Consider the following 18,338-nt stretch of genomic DNA (forward strand, 5'->3'; position numbering starts at 1 on the left):
TCATTTTTCCTTGAGACAGCCTCGTAAATTTTTCTTTTTATGAGATCTGCGCCTTCAGCCTGTCGAGGTTTTCGGTAATTTCCTCAGGCAGCCATTCAAACTGACTGTAAAATTCTTCAATTCCTGCGATTTCCTCTTTCCAGATCTCCTTGTCTACGCGAAGGAGTTTCCCCAGTACTTCTGGCTCAATATCCAGTTCATTGGTATCGATATCTTCTGCCTTTGGTTCATAACCAAGCGGAGTTTCCACCGCGTCAACACTTCCCTCGCAGCGGTTCAGCATCCACAGGATAACCCTCAGGTTATCACCGAACCCAGGCCACATAAACTCATCGTTTTCGTCAGTTCTGAACCAGTTTACATGGAAAATCTGCGGTGGATTGGTCATCTTTTTACCCATGTCAATCCAGTGCTGGAAGTACTCTGCCATGTTGTATCCGCAGAACGGCAGCATTGCCATCGGATCATGACGCACTACGCCAACTTTTCCATTGGCAGCAGCGGTTGTTTCTGATGCCATAGCAGAACCGATAAATACGCCGTGGTTCCAGTCTCTTGCCTGGTAAACAAGCGGCTCAGCCTTTGCTCTTCTTCCACCGAAGATAATTGCGGAAATAGGCACGCCTTCTCCTGTTGCAAATTCATCAGCGATGGTCGGGCAGTTTGCTGCCGGCGCTGTAAATCTGGAATTTGGATGTGCGCCCTTTTCTTCGGAAGTCTTTCCGTTCCAAGGATTGCCCAGCCAATCTTCACCGTTTTCTGGAGGATTCTTGTCGAGTTTTTCCCACCATACGGTATTATCATCTAAGTTTCTCGCCACGTTAGTAAAGATGGTATTTTTATGTGTGGTTCTAAGTGCATTCGGGTTGGACTTTTCGTTAGTCCCCGGCGCAACACCAAAGAAACCGTTTTCTGGATTAACTGCATACAGTCTTCCATCATCACCGATACGCAGCCATGAAATATCATCGCCAACGGTAGAAATCTTGTATCCTTTTTTCTTAAAATAGTCAGGCGGCGTCAACATTGCCAGGTTGGTCTTTCCGCAAGCGCTTGGGAATGCGCCGCAAACATATTTCGCTTCGCCCTCTTTGTTCTCAATCTTCAGAATCAGCATATGTTCTGCCATCCAGCCTTCCTGTTTTCCAAGGTAAGAACCGATGCGCAGCGCCAGGCATTTTTTGCCAAGCAGCACGTTTCCGCCATAAGCTGAGTTGATAGACCAAATTGTATTGTCTTCAGGGAAATGTGCAATGTACTTTTCCTGTTCATTAATCTGTGCTTTGGAGTGCAGACATTTTGTGAAGTCTGCGCCTTCGTTGAGCAAATCAATTACCTTCTGATTTACATGGGTCATAATCGCCATGCTCAGTACTACATAAATAGAATCGGTCAGTTCGATACCGATCTTAGCAAATTCTGTTCCCGGTACGCCCATGGAAAACGGAATGGCATACATAGTTCTGCCTTTCATGCAGCCGTCAAAGAGTTTGCTCATCTTCGCATACATCTCTTCCGGTGCAACCCAGTTGTTAGTAGGGCCAGCATCTTCTTTTCTGCTGGTGCAGATTACCGTTCTCTTTTCATCTCTTGCAACGTCTTTGGGATTAGTGCGGTAGTAGAGGCAGCCAGGCAATTTTTCCTGATTCAGCTCAATCATCTCACCGGTTGCAAGGGATAATTTTCTAATTTCATCAAGCTGTTCCTTGCTCCCGTCAATCCAGACAACCTCATCCGGTTTGGTTAATTCCGCCATTTCTTTTACCCAATCGTTTACCAATTGGTTGGTTACCATAGTCATAAAGTTTTTCTCCTTTTCTCTTTTTATAACTTAGGCCGCTTCGGCGGAAGCAGTCTATTCAATTTAGCGATACACGCTTGAATTTGTGTATACAAATTCATTCTATACCAATTATACTGGTTTGTCACGCACATATTTCTTTTTTCGGCAAAATATTTGCGGTGAATTTTTTCCACTTTACTCCATCTCCATAAATCCGCTCCTCATGCAGACACCCGCCGCACCGGCTTCCACGCACAAAGGGGAATTTTCCCCATTCACGCCGCCAATGGCATAAACAGGAATCGATACGCTGGCGCAGATTTCTTTCAGGGCAGCCAGACCCCGCGGCGGCAGACCCGGCTTACAGTCCGTTTCAAAAATATGACCAAAAATGACAAAGCTTGCGCCCAGTGCTTCTGCAGTCTTTGCTTCCTGCAGACTGTGTACTGACACCCCGAATATGCCGGCAGTGCCCACCTCCTTCTCACAGAATGCAGCAAAAGACAGCTGCTGCCCATCCGGGTGCAGCTTTTCTGCAAGAGCTACTCGATTGTTGAAAAAACACGGTACGCCATGTTCTCTGCAAAGAGGCAGCACCTTCTGCGCCAGCTGCATGTATTCTGCGTCTGGCAGGTCCTTTTCTCTAAGAATCAGCGCCGCAGGCTTTGTTTCAAGTACTTTACTGATTTGGGTCAAAAAATCGCCATGTACCAAATGGCGATTTGTGATTACTATTTTTTTACACATAAATATATTCGTTGACTACCGGCTGCAGACCTTCTTTTTCAATGTCCCGATACATCTGCTCAAAACTTCTCTCATCTGCGATTTCAAACTGTTCGTCGCCGGTGTCACCTGCGTCCTTTCCGTCATATTTGCTCTCATGGTCTCCGATCCCGGTGGAAACGCCAGCGGAGACCTTTGTGGCGGCAATCTTTACAATGCCGTTGCGAAAATGTTCTTCCTCTCTCGTGGACACGGTAATTCCCACATAAGGCAGGAAGATCCGATACGCGCACAGTACCTGACAAAGCTGCCGCTCGCCCACGTCAAGCGGGTTGATTTTGTCGTTGTTTACGATAGGGCGGAGCCGCGGACAGGACAGCGAAAATTCCCCATGGGGATACTTTCTCTGCAAATAGTAAACATGTAGCGCCGATGCCAAAGCGTCTTTTCTGAAGTCAGAAAGTCCGAGAAGTGCTGACATGGCAACGCCTCGCACGCCTCCCATCAGCGCTCGCTCCTGCGCTTCAAAACGGTACGGGAACACCCGCTTATGCCCCATCAAATGCAGTGTTTCGTACTTGTCAGCGTTATAGGTCTCTTGAAAAACCGTCACATAGTCTACACCGCACTCATGAAGATAGCGGTACTCAGCCACATTGACAGGATAAATTTCAATTCCGATATTGCGGAAATATTTTCGGGCAATTTTAACCGCCTCGCCGATGTATTCCACACTGCTGACCTTGCGGCTCTCCCCGGTCAAAATCAGGATTTCCTCCATGCCGGAATCTGCGATTACCCGCATCTCCTTTTCAATCTCTTCCGGAGAAAGTTTTTTCCGCCGAATATCGTTATAACAGTTAAAACCGCAGTAAATACAGTAGTTCTCGCAATAGTTGGCGATATAAATCGGCGTAAAAAAGTACACGGTATTGCCGAAGTGTTTACCGGTTTCAATTTTGGCTTTTTCTGCCATCTGTTCCAGATACGGCTGTGCTGCTGGAGAAAGGAGTGCCTTAAAATCCTCCACCGAGCAGGTATTGGCCGCCAGCGCCCGTTTTACGTCAACCTCTGTGTAGCGTTCGTAGTCGTAGGTGTGCATCTGGCTAAGCACCTTCTCCATCACGTCAGAGTCAATCTGCTCCATGCCTTCCATATATTCCATGTGGTTGGTTCTCGCCGACGGATCTTCCTCAATCTGGTGTTTCCGCGCCAGCGCCTTTGGACTCAACTTCTCCGAGTCCACAAAAAACTGATTTTCTTTCATGGGATTTTCCTCCTAATCTCTCAAAAATCCAGTCAATGGGTCGGATGCACTGGCGCCGCGTTCCAACACTCTGCCAAGACCTGACAAATGTGCGCTTCTTCCCGCTTCGATGGCTTTTCGAAAGGCCGACGCCATGGCTGGAATATCGCCTGCCGTCGCAATGGCGGTGTTTGCCATCACTGCCGCCGCTCCCATTTCCATCACTTCGCATGCCTGTGAAGGTTTGCCGATTCCTGCGTCCACAATAATCGGCAGGTCAATCTCATCAATGAGAATCTGCAGAAACTCTCTAGTTGCTAAGCCCTTGTTGGAACCGATTGGCGCCGCAAGCGGCATCACGGCAGCCGCACCGGCGCTGACTAAATCTCTTGCCGTATAGAGGTCGGGATACATGTACGGCATTACGATAAACCCTTCTTTTGCCAGAATCTCTGTCGCTTTCACCGTCTCCACATTGTCCGGCAGCAGGTATTTGCTGTCCTTCATGATTTCGATTTTTACAAAATCACCGCAGCCCAATTCTCTTCCCATGCGGGCAATTCGCACCGCTTCTTCCGCAGTTCTTGCGCCGCTGGTGTTTGGCAGCAGGGTCACATGTTCCGGAATAAAGTCCAGTATATTTTCGCTCTGCTTTGTGTTAGTTCTGCGCACCGCAAGGGTGATAATTTCAGCACCTGCCTGCTCCACTGCCGCATTAATCAACTCCATAGAGTACTTGCCGGAGCCCAAAATAAATCTGGAAGAAAATTCTCTTCCGCCTAAGCTCCACGTGTCTTTCTTTTCCATATTGTTCCTCCTATTCTATACCTCTTCGTCCAGAATCAATCTGATTATCATATTCGCCTGGTGCGCCGCACAGATCATGACTCGCGGCGCCATCAGTCCCCAGCCCTCTCTGATTTCCGAAACGCCGTCACCGCAAAGAAAGTAGTGCTCTGTGATTTTTCTCGTTCGAATTGTATTACTGTCGCTGTATCCCGCCATGCCGGAGCCGCCTACCAGATATTTCCCCGGTAATTCTGTCAGTACGCAGTTGGTCAGCATAGCTTTTTGTTCCGCGCTGTCAAAGGCTTCGCAGATATATGTATCTTCTGCCAGCAGCTGTGGAATGTTCTCCTCTGTCAGCTTTATAAAATCGGTAATAAACTTTGCATAAGGAGAAAATCTCCTGATTTCCTCTGCCAGTGCCTCCGGCTTAGGCTGTCCCAGCTGGCTGACCGCATACTGCTGTCTGTTTAAATTTGACAAATCCACCCTATCAAAATCAATGAGATGAAGCTGCCCGATACCGCTTCGCGCCAGCGCAATGGCAATCGCAGAGCCAAGTCCTCCAAGCCCGCAAACAGCAACCTTTGCAGCCGCCAACTTATCCTGCACAGCCTTCGTATGACGAAGTTCCAGACACTTTCTGATTTCTTCTTCTGCCGGTAAAATTCCGCTCCTTTCTGCCATCAGCCACCTCCTACAAAACTTACAATTTCTATCTTATCGCCATCCGTCAGAATGGTTTCTTCATACCTCGCCTTTGGCACAATTTCTCCGTTGCGCTCCACCGCAATGCGCATGCGGGGATAATCATTTTCATCAATGTACGCCGCCAGACTTTTTCCTGCGGCGTTGACATCAATACCGTTGATTCTTACCATATCGGTCTCCTTTCTGATTTTCTTCACTTTGTACTAAGCCGTCTTAACCTAAATTCCAAAAAATCCTTTTTTATGTATAAAAGAAACGCCAAAACTTAACCAAAATTAATAAAATCGCTAAAAAATGTATAACGCACTCCTGCTTTTCATATGATGAAGCTTAAAAATCCTGCAATTTTCATTGAATTACACCGACTACAGCTTTGGTTTCCCTCTTATAGCGACAATTTTGCTAAAATTTTTATACACTTTTTTCAAAAAAGCGCTTTTTAAGTTAATTTCGCATCTTGCTTCTAAGATAAGCCCCCCACCTTTTCCAGACGCAACGCTTCGGGTGGGTGCCCGGGTCCTCTGACAATAAAAAACCGCACGAAAGTTCACACCCGCGGTGGTGTGCCCCTTCGTGCGGCTATAGCCAACACTCTAGTTATATTTTACTGTGATTTTTATAGAAAGTCAAGATAGAGATTTGGTGAGCGATTAAATCATCTGCTCCAAAAGTGATAATGTCTTAAGAAAGCGCAAGAGAAAATGTCCCAAAAGGATTCCTAAAAAACACATATCATAGTAAACTATCTCTTCGGAGGTGGTTTTTATCAGAAAGGTTGAACTTAGAATGAAAGAACAGAAAAAGTACGAAGTGATTAAAAAGCTAAAAGAAACAAACGGAAACAAGAAAAGAGCTGCCGTCGAGCTAGGCTGTACCGTCCGCCACGTAAACCGAATGCTCAAAGGTTATGAGACGCAGGGAAAAGAATTCTTTTCCCACGGAAACAAAGGCAGAAGACCTGCATCTGCTCTCTCTGAGGAGTTAAAAGAGTCTATCCTGCTTCTCTACCAGAACAAATACTATGATTCGAACCTTACGCATTTCACAGAAAAATTGGCTGAGAATGAAGATATCCGGGTCTCAGAGGGAACCGTCAGAAATCTGCTTTACTCTCATGACATTCTCTCTCCCCTTGCATGGAAACGGACTCGCAGGAAACTCAAAGACAAGCTAAAAACCCAAAAGGATACTGCAACATCAAAGACAGAAAAAGAAAGCCTTCAGACTGCAATCGTTGACCTGGAAGATGCACATCCTACCAGAGCCAGATGTTCCTATGCCGGTGAGATGATTCAAATGGATGCGTCTGTACATCTTTGGTTTGGCGAAAACAAAAGCCATCTGCATGCCGCCATTGACGATGCCACGGGAACCCTTGTCGGCGCATATTTTGACAGCCAGGAAACCTTACATGGATACTACCAGGTCTTCCGCCAAATTCTTGAAAATTATGGCATTCCCTATATGTTCTACACTGACCGCAGAACCGTATTTGAATACAAAAAGAAAAATTCTCCAAATTTGGAGAATGATACATTTACGCAGTTTGCTTATGCATGCAAGCAATTCGGTGTCGATTTAAAAACAACCAGTATACCACAAGCCAAGGGCAGAGTTGAACGTCTTTTTAAAACCTTACAATCACGCCTGCCTGTCGAATTACGACTGGCAGGCGTGAAAAACCTGGAGCAGGCAAATGAATTCCTTCACTCCTACATAAAGAAATTCAACGCACAGTTCGCTCTACCCCTTAATCCTACCACGTCTGTATTTGAAACACAACCCTCAAAAGACAAAATCGACCTGTTTCTTTCCTTGCTCACACCCCGTATAGTGGATGCCGGTCATTCCATTCGGTTCAACAACCATCGGTACAAAATGTTGGATGAATCCGGCATGCATACAAACTACTACAAAGGAACGCAGGTGCTGGTAGCGCAGACCCTTAGCGGCAGGCTGTTTTGCAACGTAAACGGGCGAATTTACGCCTTGGAAGAGATTCCGTTGCATGAAGAAGTATCTCGGAATTTCAATACAGAAAAAGAACTTGCAGCAGCGAAGAAGCCAAAGAAGCAAAATATCCCGCCTATGCATCATCCTTGGCGCAAAGATAACTTTATGAAACATGTCTACGCTATGTATGGTAACGAAGCAACCTGGGCTGTTTAACTGCTCACGGTAACCCTTGCTTTTTGGTGCTAATATTGCACTTATTTTTGGACTTTTTCAATTACGGTTGACAGATAGAGATTTGGTGAGCGATTAAATCATTGTTGCTAAATTCATTTACACATATCACAAAATAATCCGCCATGTTTTTTTGAAATTCAGATATTCTTGCACCCCCTCTTAAAAATCTGTATTTATTTTTCTAAACAATCCCTTTTGCGTCAACTATGGCATTGATTCCATTTTCAATCGCCTACCATAAAAGGAAATGCTGTACTTCGATTACATTAGCCTCGGTAATCCGTTTCTCCGCATAGTCAATCACATCATGCCAAAACGCTTCTTCCTCCGGTGCAAACTTTTCCGTTGGATAATCCTTTATTTGCCATTCAAAAGTCCGGTTTCGATTTTTATTATATCTGATAGAAAGAATAATGCTGTGATCCTCTTCATTTGCTATACCGCCGACCAGCTTCTTATTCGTCCGCAAACTAAAAACTTCGCCTTTTTCGAGTTTTCCCAGTTCTTTTTCTTTTACCGTTTCTTTCCAGAATATGTCATATGCCGCAAAAGCTGACGCGAACAGGGAAACGATGATTAATACAGCAAACATAGATGTGGTGCTTTTGTTCATAGGATTCGTCCTCCTTTACCGAATCTCCGATCTTTTCATATACTTCCTGTCACATGCCTAAAAAACACACTACGAAGTATGAATTTTGTGGGAAAATTTCACCCGGTTGGGCCACTCTTTCAAATGCTCCGGCATGAATACGATATCGCTGTAGCATGCATCTATCCTATTCATTGCCTCTTTATAATTGCTTACACCGGTGACAATCATGTATCCGGTACGCTCCTCTATCCCATCATAGATACCATATCCATTTTCCACATAATCCGGCACCTCTATGCAGATTTTGCGAAGGAATCGTTTGGACAAAAGCCGTCCCGACTCATATGCGCCTAACTCATTGCAGGCTTGTGCGAATTCCCACGGATTTTCCTTTTCGTAAAATCGATAGCTCAGGTCTTCTTCATAATCCGCACCAATTGACAGATTGAAAGCGACCTGCTCGTTCTGTGTCATTTTATCATTGGAAAGGCGAAAATATCCCCAGTATTCATCTTCCTTTAGGAAATTAACGTAGTAGCTTCCGTCAAGTTCAATGGAAACCTCTTCACAAAATTCCGAGTCATCCATTTTTATCATAATACCGGTCAGTTCCTTGTGTACCGGCCATGGAACATTTAAAACCAGTAGGATTACCACAATGACAATCCAGGTTACCAGCGTTCCCCTGTTCGTTTTCTTCTTCATCTCTTTGCTTTCCCTATCACACTTTTACAATTTTCTTAAGGATATCGAAAACTCTTAGCGCCTAGCCCGTTCTTCAAGACAACCGGTCAAGCCTCACTCATTTCGTCAAAAGGCTCACATCTCAGCGCATAAGTAACGTGCTCTTCGTCATACCACAATTCAAACAAATATTATAACCCGGGCTGATGGAAAAATGCTTTGAATCCTTTGTAATACTTTTTTCCTCCGCATTTTCCGGAAAGTCACCGTTTGAAAACCTTTTTACGACGATTCGCTCAGGCTGCTTCGGATAAATTACATTCAACGCAAGGCCAGTCGTTTCTTCTAAAACTATCGTCACCTTGCGATTGCTCGTATCAACTTCTACCGACTTTTCATACCCATCGAAATCCCAGTCACAACCGCAAAACCGATTGTCCGGAACGTTCATTTCACCATCTACTGTAGTATATATGTATTCTACAGTAGGCCATTTTTATATTCCGGCTGTCTCGGGCTGATGAAAACGAAAAAGATAAATGTGCAAAAGTAGCAGAGACCCGATACAGCGGCAAAGAAATAGACGTTTTTCTTCTTAATCCAGTTTCTCCTTCTATGATTTTCTTATATAAATCTATTTATCTCTCAGCAAAAAAACTCAAGAATTCGCTCCTGCAAGCGCTCCAAATAGCCTCCCAACATGCTGTCATCATAATTTTTCCCCTGAGCACCGTAGCATTCCCACCATTTCAGCAAATCTTCATAAAAGAGCACTTGCTTGATTAAAATGATTACAAGAACCACAAGAATTATTTTTTTCAATGTGCTTCTTTTAATCATCACTGTCTCCCTCCTCAATTAACTCATTCATAAAATAGTTCAAATTTTCAGCCTGTACCATCGCTTTTCTCTCAAAGGCATCAATGGCATCTCTTGTTTTTACAATCTGTCCCTCTATCTTTCCCTGCATTACAAAAATTGCCACAATTGTAATTATAATCAGTGCGCTCCAGATATCGAATTCCAATTCTTTTATCCCTTTACGCAAATTTTCCCTAAAGGAATTTTTTCCGTCAGCAATTTTCTTGGCGGCAAATTCGTCTTTAATACGCTCCCCCTCAACATGGAAAAATTTTTTGTTTTCTGAGTGTTCCAATTTCATGACCGCATCTCCTTGATTTTCGTTTTAAGCAATTCTTTTTAAATATATAGGGGGTTTCATTAAAACCCCCCTGTATGTTTTATTATATGTTATTTAACATCAATCTTTGCTTTTCTTATTTTTGCAATGCTCTAAGAAATAACTTTTGGTGTACTATTTCCTTTTTTAGGACTCAACTTTTCAACTCCCGAGCTGAATTCAATTCCGACATTTATACCTGAACCAGATAATGCAAACGATGGAGATACTGATAGTACCGTATGCCCATAAGCTGCATAATAATAGAAAACTTTCCTTGAAAATACATCTGAAATCAAATTAAGAGAAACTTTTCCATTTTTAGCAAATAAATTTTCTTTCGAAATTCTTAACGGAAATGTATACCCTGCACCTGCTATCCCTCCTGAAGAGGTTGGATCTTTTCTTGTACCAGTAGTGGATTTTTCATAACTACCAGTCGTCATATCATAGTACTTAATTGTACTACTACGGGAAACGATTTCCCAGTCATTCCAACTTGCTGCAACTATATCCGTTGAGGTCGACATCGGAATCCCACTCCATGTCCATTCGTATGAAAAAGTCCCTCTTGAACGTTCTGTTTCCTTGTATCGAAAGTCAGTCTTTACGACATTTAAAGACAGTGTTGCTGAGAGTCCATACAATTCTGCTTCACTTCCTTTAAATGTTCTAATCATTTTTATTTGTTCTTCATCATACCCGAGATTAGTTAGCCCTTGATCCTCCAGTTTATCCAACTTTTCAAGATGCTTGGTATAATTTTCTTTGTAATCCTTGATTTCTACAATCTCAGATTTTGTGTAGCCTTGTTTAACAAGACTAAATTCACTTTCTTTAGCCAGCTCTTTCAGCATTGCATATTCATTACAAGTAGATGTTTCCACTGTATGACCTAATTTGCCCGTTGTGTCATTCGATGTCTCCGCAAACGCTGCCGTTCCCATTCCTAAAACCAAAGACAATACTAATATCATGCATAAAAACTTTCTCATGCCGTTCTCCTTTCGATTCCTAATCAAAGTCTCTCAAGTCTTGCTTTTTCATCAAATTTATCGTATAATTTTTCCATAGAGTTTTCCTAAATAACTTAAATTGGGCTCCTAATCCAACTTGCTATTTTAGAAAACTCTTTTTCTTTGCAGGTTTTCATCTGCCTATCCGCTTCCCTGAAAATTTCTCAATTTTCCCGCCTCCTTTCGCTAGATTTCTCTATTTCCCAATACCCTCATTCTTCCTTATGATGTCTTTGTCAAATTCCAAGAATGTCCCACCTTGACCTGTTTATCGGTCTTGTTCTGCGCCAGGTATTTAACACTGGTATTCATCTTGTATTTGGCGGTTGTCATACCTGCTTTGCAAGTGAAATTGCAGTACATGCTGACTGAGGAACCTACGCTTCTCGCTGTGCTGGTGGTGACAACCGGCGTTCCTGCATTAACAATATAACCCACAGGTGCATCTTTCACATCCTTGCCAAAGTTCTCATCAATCCCATTTGCAGACAATATATAATGATTTTCTAATCCCAAAGTAACACTAGCTCCTCCAACTGTCACCGTCGCCTTTCCTGTAAAGTAGCGATTTCCATAGTCTTTCCACATCTCATTGCTGCCTGATGTCGCAAGAGGCATGACAGACGGAATTTCCACGGCAAGTTCACTTTGGTCTCTCAATTCTACAGTCAACGTACAGCCATCTCCCATATCGTACGCCTTCACTGCATATAGACTTCCATCGCTCATCGGGCACATCGCCGTGTCCAGGTTTTCATCGCCAAGCACATCCGCTACTTCATCCAGCTTTTCAGACAAAAGCTCCTCCGCTTCCTGCTTTGAAATGGAAACACTTCCTGCAGCGTCCTGTTCTCCACTCGTATTACCTACGGGGACGGATACTGCAAATGCCGGCATAATTGCTATTGTCATAATTAATGATAATCCTAATATTGCGCATAATAATTTCTTTTTCATCTTTTGCCTTTCTTTCAATTTTGTTTTTTATTCTGTGTTTCTTTATGTCTCAAGTATAAAATCATGTCAGCAAAATTGCAAGAACTTTCGGATAACTGGTCATTTTTTCGGTCAACTGGTCAAATTTTCCAGATTATGTCAAAATTTTAAGGCAATCAGGTGGTTTTCCCAATTGCCTTTCGTCCTTTTCTATTCTTTCTTTTTTCCTCGAATCAGAATATTTGCCGTAACATATCCCTCTTCCTCTAAATTCCATTCAACCATTCCACCACTTTTCCGCGCGGCGTCTGCCATATTTCTGGTTCCAATCCCATGATTCCTTTTATCGTCCTTAGTCGTTGCAAGTCCGTCTCCCTGCCGCTGCGGTTTCTGCAGCGTGCTGTTGCGAATGGAAATCGTAACAAAGTTTTCTCTATTCTCAACCTTTACAGAGATTTCTCCCTCCTTGCAAAAGCTTGCCGCTTCAAAAGCATTCTGCAGCCCATTGGTAAGAATGACACACAAATCCACCTCAGGGATATGCAGATGCTCCGGGAACTTTCCTTCCACGCTGATTTTCATCTTCTGTTTCCTGCAGGCATCCCCATATCTGTTCAGAATCGCATCACAGACCAAATGATTGGTTAAAAAGAAAGATTCACTCTTTATCTTTTCTCCGGCAATCTGCTCCAGATAAACCCGAACTCTGTCCATATCCGTTCCCTCAGCAATTTGCTGCAGCGTTGTAATCTGTTTGATGTAATCATGCCTGAACTTACGCAGCTCCTCATCCATCAGGCTCTGCCTGCTATACTGCTCCGTCTGCTCGGCGAGGCATTTCTGATTCAGTAAAAGCAGACGCTTCATCTCTCTCCGCTGAGACTGCATGCAGCAGGTGAGAATAAAAATAAAAAGGACTAAGACTCCTAAAAATCCGTCTCTAATTAAATTTTTTCCTTGAACAATTTCAGCAATATTTCCGGTAGTACTTGTGCTAAAAGACCAGCCAGTATTATTTATTCCCCAAATACAAACAAAAAAAGGAACAAACATCCACACATTCAAAAGCTCCATATGCGTGAAAATTCCTTCCTTCTTTCTCCTTAATATCAAGCTCAGCACACAGAGAGCCACCAGACACTCTGCAAGACCCAGATAATAACAAAGAGGTAGCTCAACTTTAATGACATCACCTTTGACTGCTACAATCCAGATTCCCATATTCAGCCTATACATGACCCAAACCATCTGCATCATACAGATTCCCGCTGCCAGATTGATTTTCCACTTGCCATGAAAGAAAAACGGCATCGCCGCTGCCGGAAACAGTATACTGCGCCAGATTAAATAAGTATAATCTTCCGGCAAGATAAACAGCATAGCACAGCGAACAAACAGAATCACCAAACCTACACAAAGAAACCGATTCTCTTCTCTAAACTCATAGCCAAGAACGCCTTTAAACAAAAGTAGTAAAACTAATACTTCCAGTAGCTGTGCAAGTGGTGTCATACCGTTTCCTCCTATTCTTTATGCAAATTTAGAAAACCGCAAGTTATACTGCCGCAATTTCTCAAAGCAGTCCTTTTTTCGCCTTCTGCTGACTTTCAGCTTTTGCCCGTCACGCAGTACAAAGATATCGTCATATGCATCCACAATATGCTTGCAGTTTACCAGATGAGATGTATCCACTCGAACAAAATACAAATCTTCTAGCTCCTTCTCCCATGTGGAGAGGCTTTTCGTGGATAAAGGCGTTTTTTCGCCGTCTGCCAGAAGCGCTTTCGTATATCTCTGCTCCGTATAAAACATAATAATCTTCTCGCTATGCTCATACAGCACAGGAGAAAGTTCCAGCATCCTGCCAGCTAAAAGCAGCCGTACAGCCAAATCCATCTTTAGCTCAAAACTTTCCCATACCAAAGGCTTTGCTAAAAATCCAATCACATTAGTTCCAAAAGCATCCACGATGTTTTCCTGATAGCTGGTTGCAAAAATAATCAACGGCCGCTCCCTTCCCATCAACTGATCCTTTACAGCAGTACCTTTCTTCTTTGGCATTTCCACATCTAAAATCAAAAGATCATATTCATGCTTGATGGGGTGTTCCGGATCCTGCGTACATACAATCTCCGCCTGTACATTTCTCTCTGCAAAAAATGTCTGGCAAGCTGCTTTCAGCAGCTCAAGTTCTTCTGCTAAATCATCACAAATACATACTTTCATTGTAATTCCCCTTAATCATAATGATTCTTAATGAAATTATACCATAAAAATATGTATATGAATATGTTAATTCACCCTAATTCTAGCATAACGTCAAGCGCCTTACAAACATTTTCGGATAACTGGTCGTTTTTTCGGATAACTGGTCAAAAATGGGATATTATTCCAGCCTCCTGCGTCTTTTCCAAAAATAGGTCAAATTGACCTATTTTTTGTATGGTAATTTGTCATAATATTTCTTAGAAAGGAGGTTAACTTGCAATGAGTCGACTTAAACAGTTAAGAAAAAACAAAGATTTGACACAGCTCCAAGTGCAACTCAAGACCGGTATCGATCAGTCCAATTATTCTAAGATGGAATCAGGTAAACGCAAGCCAACTTCCGACCAGGCAGAGCTCTTATCCCATCTTTTTGAGACCAGTGTCGACTATATTTACGGATTCACCGATGACCCGACCCCATATCCGAAACCAAAGAAAAAGGACTAATGGTTGCGTTGTCACAATCAGAATTAAAAAGTTTAGGCGGTCATATATGACCGCCTCTGTTTTTTGTCCTTATATTAATCCCGCCATATAAATCGGAAGATATGTGATTCCATCCTCATACAGCAAATCCTTTGTGTACAGGATATATTTATCCTGCACTTTTAAGTCATACTTTTTCAGCAAATAATCAAAAGATTTATGTTGCTTATATCCTGATGATTTTACTTCTATGGGAACAATTTTTCTCTTTCTCACTGTCAGGAAATCAATCTCATACTTACTTTCCTTTGCTGCATCTGCCCCTTGATACTTAAACTCATGAAAATACAGCGCACTACCACCTACACGCAACATCTGCGCTGCCATATTTTCCATAATCATACCCTGGTTGATTCCCAGCTTATCGAATATCAGCGATTTATACAGGTTCTCATCAGAGGTATCACCTGTCCTCATAATTTGAGTCACCAGCAGCCCAGTATCCCCCATGTAGAGTTTGAAGTTTCCCCTATCTGCATACAGTTCCAACGCAACCTCCGGTGCCGTTACATTAATACATACATTACCCATCATAGACTCCGCAACAAAATCAATTGCGTCCACATAACGCTCATATCTTGCTTTCTTATCTAAAATAGATAACTTGAAATGAGAATTATGATTCGAAAGCTGCTCCGGTATCGTTTTAAAAACAACGGAGGCCCTTTCCTTGTGATTGGTATCATGCTTTTTTAAATCATCTTCATATAAATCCAAGATATTTCTTTTTACAAAATCAATTTCTTCATAAGTTCTGCCATTTACAAACGCGCTTACTGCCTGTGGCATGCCTCCTACCGCCATATAAGTCCTGAATTTCTGCATAACTTGCCTGTGAATATCCCCACCCAAAGCTTTTTTTCTTTCAAAAGCTTCTTTCACAACAGAGAATGTAATTTCATCGCCCGTCGACCATAAAAATTCTTCAAAATCCATCGGATACATTTTCAGTTTATACTCCTCCGATGGAATCAAAATATCTTTTACATTCTCCTTAATCGAAATCAATGACCCCGTTTCAATGTAATCATACCTTCCATCTGCAACCAGGTACTTGATTGCCTGTCTTGCTAATGGAAAAAGCTGCACTTCATCGAAAATGATTACGGATTGCTTCGGTTTCAAAGATTTCCCTTTTAAGAGAAATAGATTTCTAAAAAAAGTATCCAAATCGCCTATATTTTCTTCAAAGTTCCTTAAAATCTCTTTCTTCTCTTTTGCGAAATCGAGTAGAATATAGTCTTCGTATTCACTGCGTGCAAAAGTTTCAGTAATGGTACTCTTTCCAATTCGACGCGCTCCCTCTATTAGAAGTGCACTCTCGCTACCGGACAGTTCTTTCCATTCCATCATTTTCTCGTAAATTTTCCGTTTAAAGACCATCTCATTCCTCCTCTTTTCCTACATAATATCACTTTTGTACGAAAATCGCAAATCTTTTTATCATAAAATGTACGAAAATCAAAAATCTTTTTAAATTCCACCCTGATTTCTCCCTCTCATACCTCTTTCGAAAGCTTAACTACTCCTTCATAATTCACATCATATAGCCCAAACGGAGCTGTCCGCACAGACAACTCCGTTTTATATTCTTACCTTCTATGCACTTTTCAATCAAAATTTACGCCCGGTACATTTCCTTTCCCCTGACGTAAACTCGTTTTGGCTTCGCCTGCAGATCAAGCGGGTGTTTATCCCAAATGACAACATCGCCATCAAGACCGGCAGCCAGTCTGCCTTTTCGCTCTGCAATTCCCAATATATCGGCAGGATTGCAGGTGATACAGCGAAGGGCATCTGCCTCAGACAGTCCATTTCTCATATACATGGCGGCAAGCCAGTTGAGAGATTCCTGCGGCGTCACATTGTGATCCGTAGTCACTGCAACCTTAACCCCTGCATTGACTAAAACCGCTGCAGTATCAAAGGACTTGTTTCTAAGCTCATATTTAGATTTGGAACCAAAGGTCGGTCCTACGATGGCAGGATAGCCTGATTTTGCAATATGCTCTGCAATCAGGTGCCCGTCAGTGCAGTGATCTAAAGTCGCACGAACTCCAAACTCCTTGCAGATTCGAATTGCCGTACAGATATCATCAGAGCGGTGGCAGTGAGCTTTGATTGGAATTTCACCATCGATGACCCGAACCATTGCTTCCATGCCCAGGTCAATCTTAAAGTGATCACCCTTTTTCAATGCCTCTTCTTTTTCCGCCTTATAGTCAACAGCGTCCTGCAGACATTCCCGCAGCATAAATGCCACTGAAGCCCTGGTGTTAGGCTGCTTTCCTCTGCGACCAAAATCTCTCGGATTTTCCCCAAAGGCACACTTCATACCCGCATCGGAAACCAAAACCATGTCATCAACAATCAAAGAACCGTTATTTTCTACGATAACCGCAGTCCCTGCTACAACACCGCCGCTGCCAAAGCCTGTGCACATGGTTGTAACGCCGCCGGTCAAGGCTTCTGCAAAAGCCACATCGCCCGGAAAAAGTGCATCAATAGAACGCATTTCCGGCGTTACCGGTTCGTTTTCGCAGATATCATCGCCTTCCCACTGGATACCTTCTTCATACATACCGATATGGGAGTGGGCTTCGATGAGTCCCGGCGTCACAAAACAGCCGGCGGCGTCGATGATTTCCTCATCGACGCCACCCATGATATTTGCACCGATTTCAGCGATTTTCTCACCTTCTAATCGAATATCCAGCTGCTCAAAAATGCCAGGTTCATCTAAAAACAATTTAGCATTTTTAATAATCATCATTTACTCCTCATATAGCACGCAGGCAACCTGATGCTCAGTCCCTACATTTGTCAGTTCCAGATTTCTGCCCGTACACTTTTCCGTCGCATAAGGACAGCGAGTCGCAAACCGGCAGCCCGGCTTCGGATCAATTGGACTTGTGATTTCACCCTTAATCAACTCTCTCGGCTTTCCTCTGTACGCTAGATCCGGAATCGGAATGGCAGACAGAAGCGCCTTGGTGTACGGGTGCTTCGGATCATCAAAGAGTTCCTGCGACGGTGCGTATTCAACAACCTGCCCCAGATACATCACTGCAATATGGGTGGAAATGTGACGTACGACCGAAAGGTCATGGGTGATGAACATGTAAGTCAGCCCCATGGAATCCTGCAAATCCATCATCAGATTGAGAACCTGTGCCTGAATGGATACATCCAGTGCAGATACTGGCTCATCGCAGACGATAAAGCTCGGGTTCAGCGCCAGAGCTCTTGCTACACCAATACGCTGACGGCGGCCGCCGTCCAGTTCGTGTGGGTAGCTGTTAGCAAGCCTTCTTGCAAGTCCTACTGTATCCATCAGCTCCAGAATTCTCTGATCCTTTGCCGCCTTATCCTTGTAAATATGATTTACCTTCAGCGGTTCCTCGATAATCTGGCTGACTGACATTCTCGGATTCAAGCTGGCATAAGGATCCTGGAAGATAATCTGCATTTCGGAACGCATTTTCTTCATATCGGAAGCGCCCAGCTTCTGAATGTCCTTGCCTTCGTAAAGCACGCTGCCCGATGTTGCAGGCAGCAGTCTCAGTATGGTTCTTCCAAGGGTACTTTTTCCGCAGCCGGATTCGCCTACTACGCCCAAAGTATGTCCCCGCTCAATGCTGATGTTGACATCGTCTACTGCATGGAGCATGCCGGAACCGGTCTTAAAATATTTCTTTAAATGTTTCGTTTCAATCAGTGGTGTTCCCATG

At 43.3% G+C, this 18,338-nt stretch carries 20 protein-coding genes; 2 read left to right on the top strand and 18 right to left on the bottom strand.

Translation table 11 applies throughout. The annotated features are described in order from the left end of the window. Window positions 1-37: 37 nt before the first annotated feature. From V1225_RS02100 to thiS, 6 genes are all read right to left on the bottom strand, one after another. Window positions 38-1,828, bottom strand: coding sequence for a phosphoenolpyruvate carboxykinase (GTP) (locus V1225_RS02100; protein ID WP_275557657.1), 1,791 nt, complete (start codon window positions 1,826-1,828; stop codon window positions 38-40). Window positions 1,829-1,978: 150 nt separating this feature from the next. Next, on the bottom strand, window positions 1,979-2,530 hold the full coding sequence (locus V1225_RS02105; RefSeq protein WP_251631459.1) for a thiamine phosphate synthase: 552 nt from the start codon (window positions 2,528-2,530) through the stop codon (window positions 1,979-1,981). Further along, on the bottom strand, window positions 2,523-3,776 hold the full coding sequence (gene thiH / locus V1225_RS02110) for a 2-iminoacetate synthase ThiH (RefSeq protein WP_338547471.1): 1,254 nt from the start codon (window positions 3,774-3,776) through the stop codon (window positions 2,523-2,525). The genes V1225_RS02105 and thiH overlap by 8 nt, the downstream gene beginning before the upstream one ends. Before the next feature lie 12 nt (window positions 3,777-3,788). After that, window positions 3,789-4,562 (bottom strand): thiazole synthase, encoded by a 774-nt coding sequence (locus tag V1225_RS02115; protein ID WP_160200931.1) that lies wholly within the window; start codon window positions 4,560-4,562, stop codon window positions 3,789-3,791. A 15-nt stretch (window positions 4,563-4,577) separates the two neighbouring features. Beyond that, window positions 4,578-5,228, bottom strand: coding sequence for a thiamine biosynthesis protein ThiF (gene thiF, locus V1225_RS02120; RefSeq protein WP_338547473.1), 651 nt, complete (start codon window positions 5,226-5,228; stop codon window positions 4,578-4,580). Continuing rightward, entirely contained in the window at window positions 5,228-5,422 is a 195-nt protein-coding gene (thiS, locus tag V1225_RS02125) for a sulfur carrier protein ThiS (RefSeq protein WP_251613944.1), read from the bottom strand. The genes thiF and thiS overlap by 1 nt, the downstream gene beginning before the upstream one ends. 616 nt (window positions 5,423-6,038) lie before the next feature. On the opposite strand from thiS, the gene V1225_RS02130 reads away from it, so the two are divergent. Beyond that, window positions 6,039-7,421: an ISNCY family transposase gene (locus V1225_RS02130; protein ID WP_338545996.1), complete on the top strand. Its 1,383-nt coding sequence runs from the start codon at window positions 6,039-6,041 to the stop codon at window positions 7,419-7,421. Window positions 7,422-7,674: 253 nt separating this feature from the next. Here V1225_RS02130 and V1225_RS02135 read toward each other — a convergent pair whose 3' ends face one another. The 9 genes from V1225_RS02135 to V1225_RS02175 form a co-directional block, all read right to left on the bottom strand. Beyond that, complete coding sequence (locus tag V1225_RS02135) at window positions 7,675-8,055, bottom strand: hypothetical protein (RefSeq protein WP_160200934.1); 381 nt, start codon at window positions 8,053-8,055, stop codon at window positions 7,675-7,677. A gap of 69 nt (window positions 8,056-8,124) precedes the next feature. Continuing rightward, window positions 8,125-8,742, bottom strand: a complete 618-nt coding sequence (locus V1225_RS02140; protein ID WP_338547475.1) for a hypothetical protein — start codon at window positions 8,740-8,742, stop codon at window positions 8,125-8,127. Window positions 8,743-8,863: 121 nt separating this feature from the next. Continuing rightward, window positions 8,864-9,172, bottom strand: a complete 309-nt coding sequence (locus V1225_RS02145; protein WP_338547476.1) for a hypothetical protein — start codon at window positions 9,170-9,172, stop codon at window positions 8,864-8,866. 194 nt (window positions 9,173-9,366) lie between these two features. Beyond that, window positions 9,367-9,561 (bottom strand): hypothetical protein, encoded by a 195-nt coding sequence (locus tag V1225_RS02150; RefSeq protein ID WP_160200937.1) that lies wholly within the window; start codon window positions 9,559-9,561, stop codon window positions 9,367-9,369. After that, entirely contained in the window at window positions 9,554-9,883 is a 330-nt protein-coding gene (locus tag V1225_RS02155) for a hypothetical protein (RefSeq protein ID WP_160200938.1), read from the bottom strand. Before V1225_RS02155 ends, V1225_RS02150 begins: the two co-directional genes overlap by 8 nt. Window positions 9,884-10,014: 131 nt before the next feature. Then, the gene (locus V1225_RS02160) at window positions 10,015-10,896 is read right to left on the bottom strand and encodes a hypothetical protein (protein WP_338547479.1); all 882 of its coding nucleotides are present in this window, start codon (window positions 10,894-10,896) and stop codon (window positions 10,015-10,017) included. A 243-nt stretch (window positions 10,897-11,139) separates the two neighbouring features. Next, window positions 11,140-11,829 carry a hypothetical protein gene (locus tag V1225_RS02165; protein WP_338547481.1) on the bottom strand — a complete coding sequence of 230 codons (690 nt, stop codon included), beginning with the start codon at window positions 11,827-11,829 and terminating at the stop codon, window positions 11,140-11,142. 234 nt (window positions 11,830-12,063) lie between these two features. Next, complete coding sequence (locus V1225_RS02170) at window positions 12,064-13,365, bottom strand: GHKL domain-containing protein (RefSeq protein ID WP_338547482.1); 1,302 nt, start codon at window positions 13,363-13,365, stop codon at window positions 12,064-12,066. A gap of 18 nt (window positions 13,366-13,383) precedes the next feature. Next, window positions 13,384-14,079, bottom strand: a complete 696-nt coding sequence (locus V1225_RS02175) for a LytTR family DNA-binding domain-containing protein (RefSeq protein ID WP_338547483.1) — start codon at window positions 14,077-14,079, stop codon at window positions 13,384-13,386. A 261-nt stretch (window positions 14,080-14,340) separates the two neighbouring features. Here V1225_RS02175 and V1225_RS02180 point away from each other — a divergent pair, with 261 nt between their 5' ends. Beyond that, window positions 14,341-14,568 (top strand): helix-turn-helix transcriptional regulator, encoded by a 228-nt coding sequence (locus tag V1225_RS02180; protein ID WP_161909354.1) that lies wholly within the window; start codon window positions 14,341-14,343, stop codon window positions 14,566-14,568. Window positions 14,569-14,637: 69 nt separating this feature from the next. Here the strand turns inward: V1225_RS02180 and V1225_RS02185 are convergent, their stop codons facing one another. From V1225_RS02185 to V1225_RS02195, 3 genes are all read right to left on the bottom strand, one after another. Further along, window positions 14,638-15,990 carry an AAA family ATPase gene (locus V1225_RS02185; protein WP_338547486.1) on the bottom strand — a complete coding sequence of 451 codons (1,353 nt, stop codon included), beginning with the start codon at window positions 15,988-15,990 and terminating at the stop codon, window positions 14,638-14,640. 238 nt (window positions 15,991-16,228) lie between these two features. Continuing rightward, window positions 16,229-17,380 carry an amidohydrolase gene (locus V1225_RS02190; protein ID WP_161908740.1) on the bottom strand — a complete coding sequence of 384 codons (1,152 nt, stop codon included), beginning with the start codon at window positions 17,378-17,380 and terminating at the stop codon, window positions 16,229-16,231. After that, a complete protein-coding gene (locus V1225_RS02195) occupies window positions 17,381-18,337 on the bottom strand; it encodes an ABC transporter ATP-binding protein (RefSeq protein ID WP_161908741.1) in 957 nt (318 codons plus the stop codon). Window position 18,338 lies beyond the last annotated feature (1 nt).

Origin of the sequence: Emergencia sp. JLR.KK010 (assembly GCF_037018265.1) — a bacterium.
Lineage (GTDB): Bacteria > Bacillota > Clostridia > Peptostreptococcales > Anaerovoracaceae > Senimuribacter > Senimuribacter intestinalis.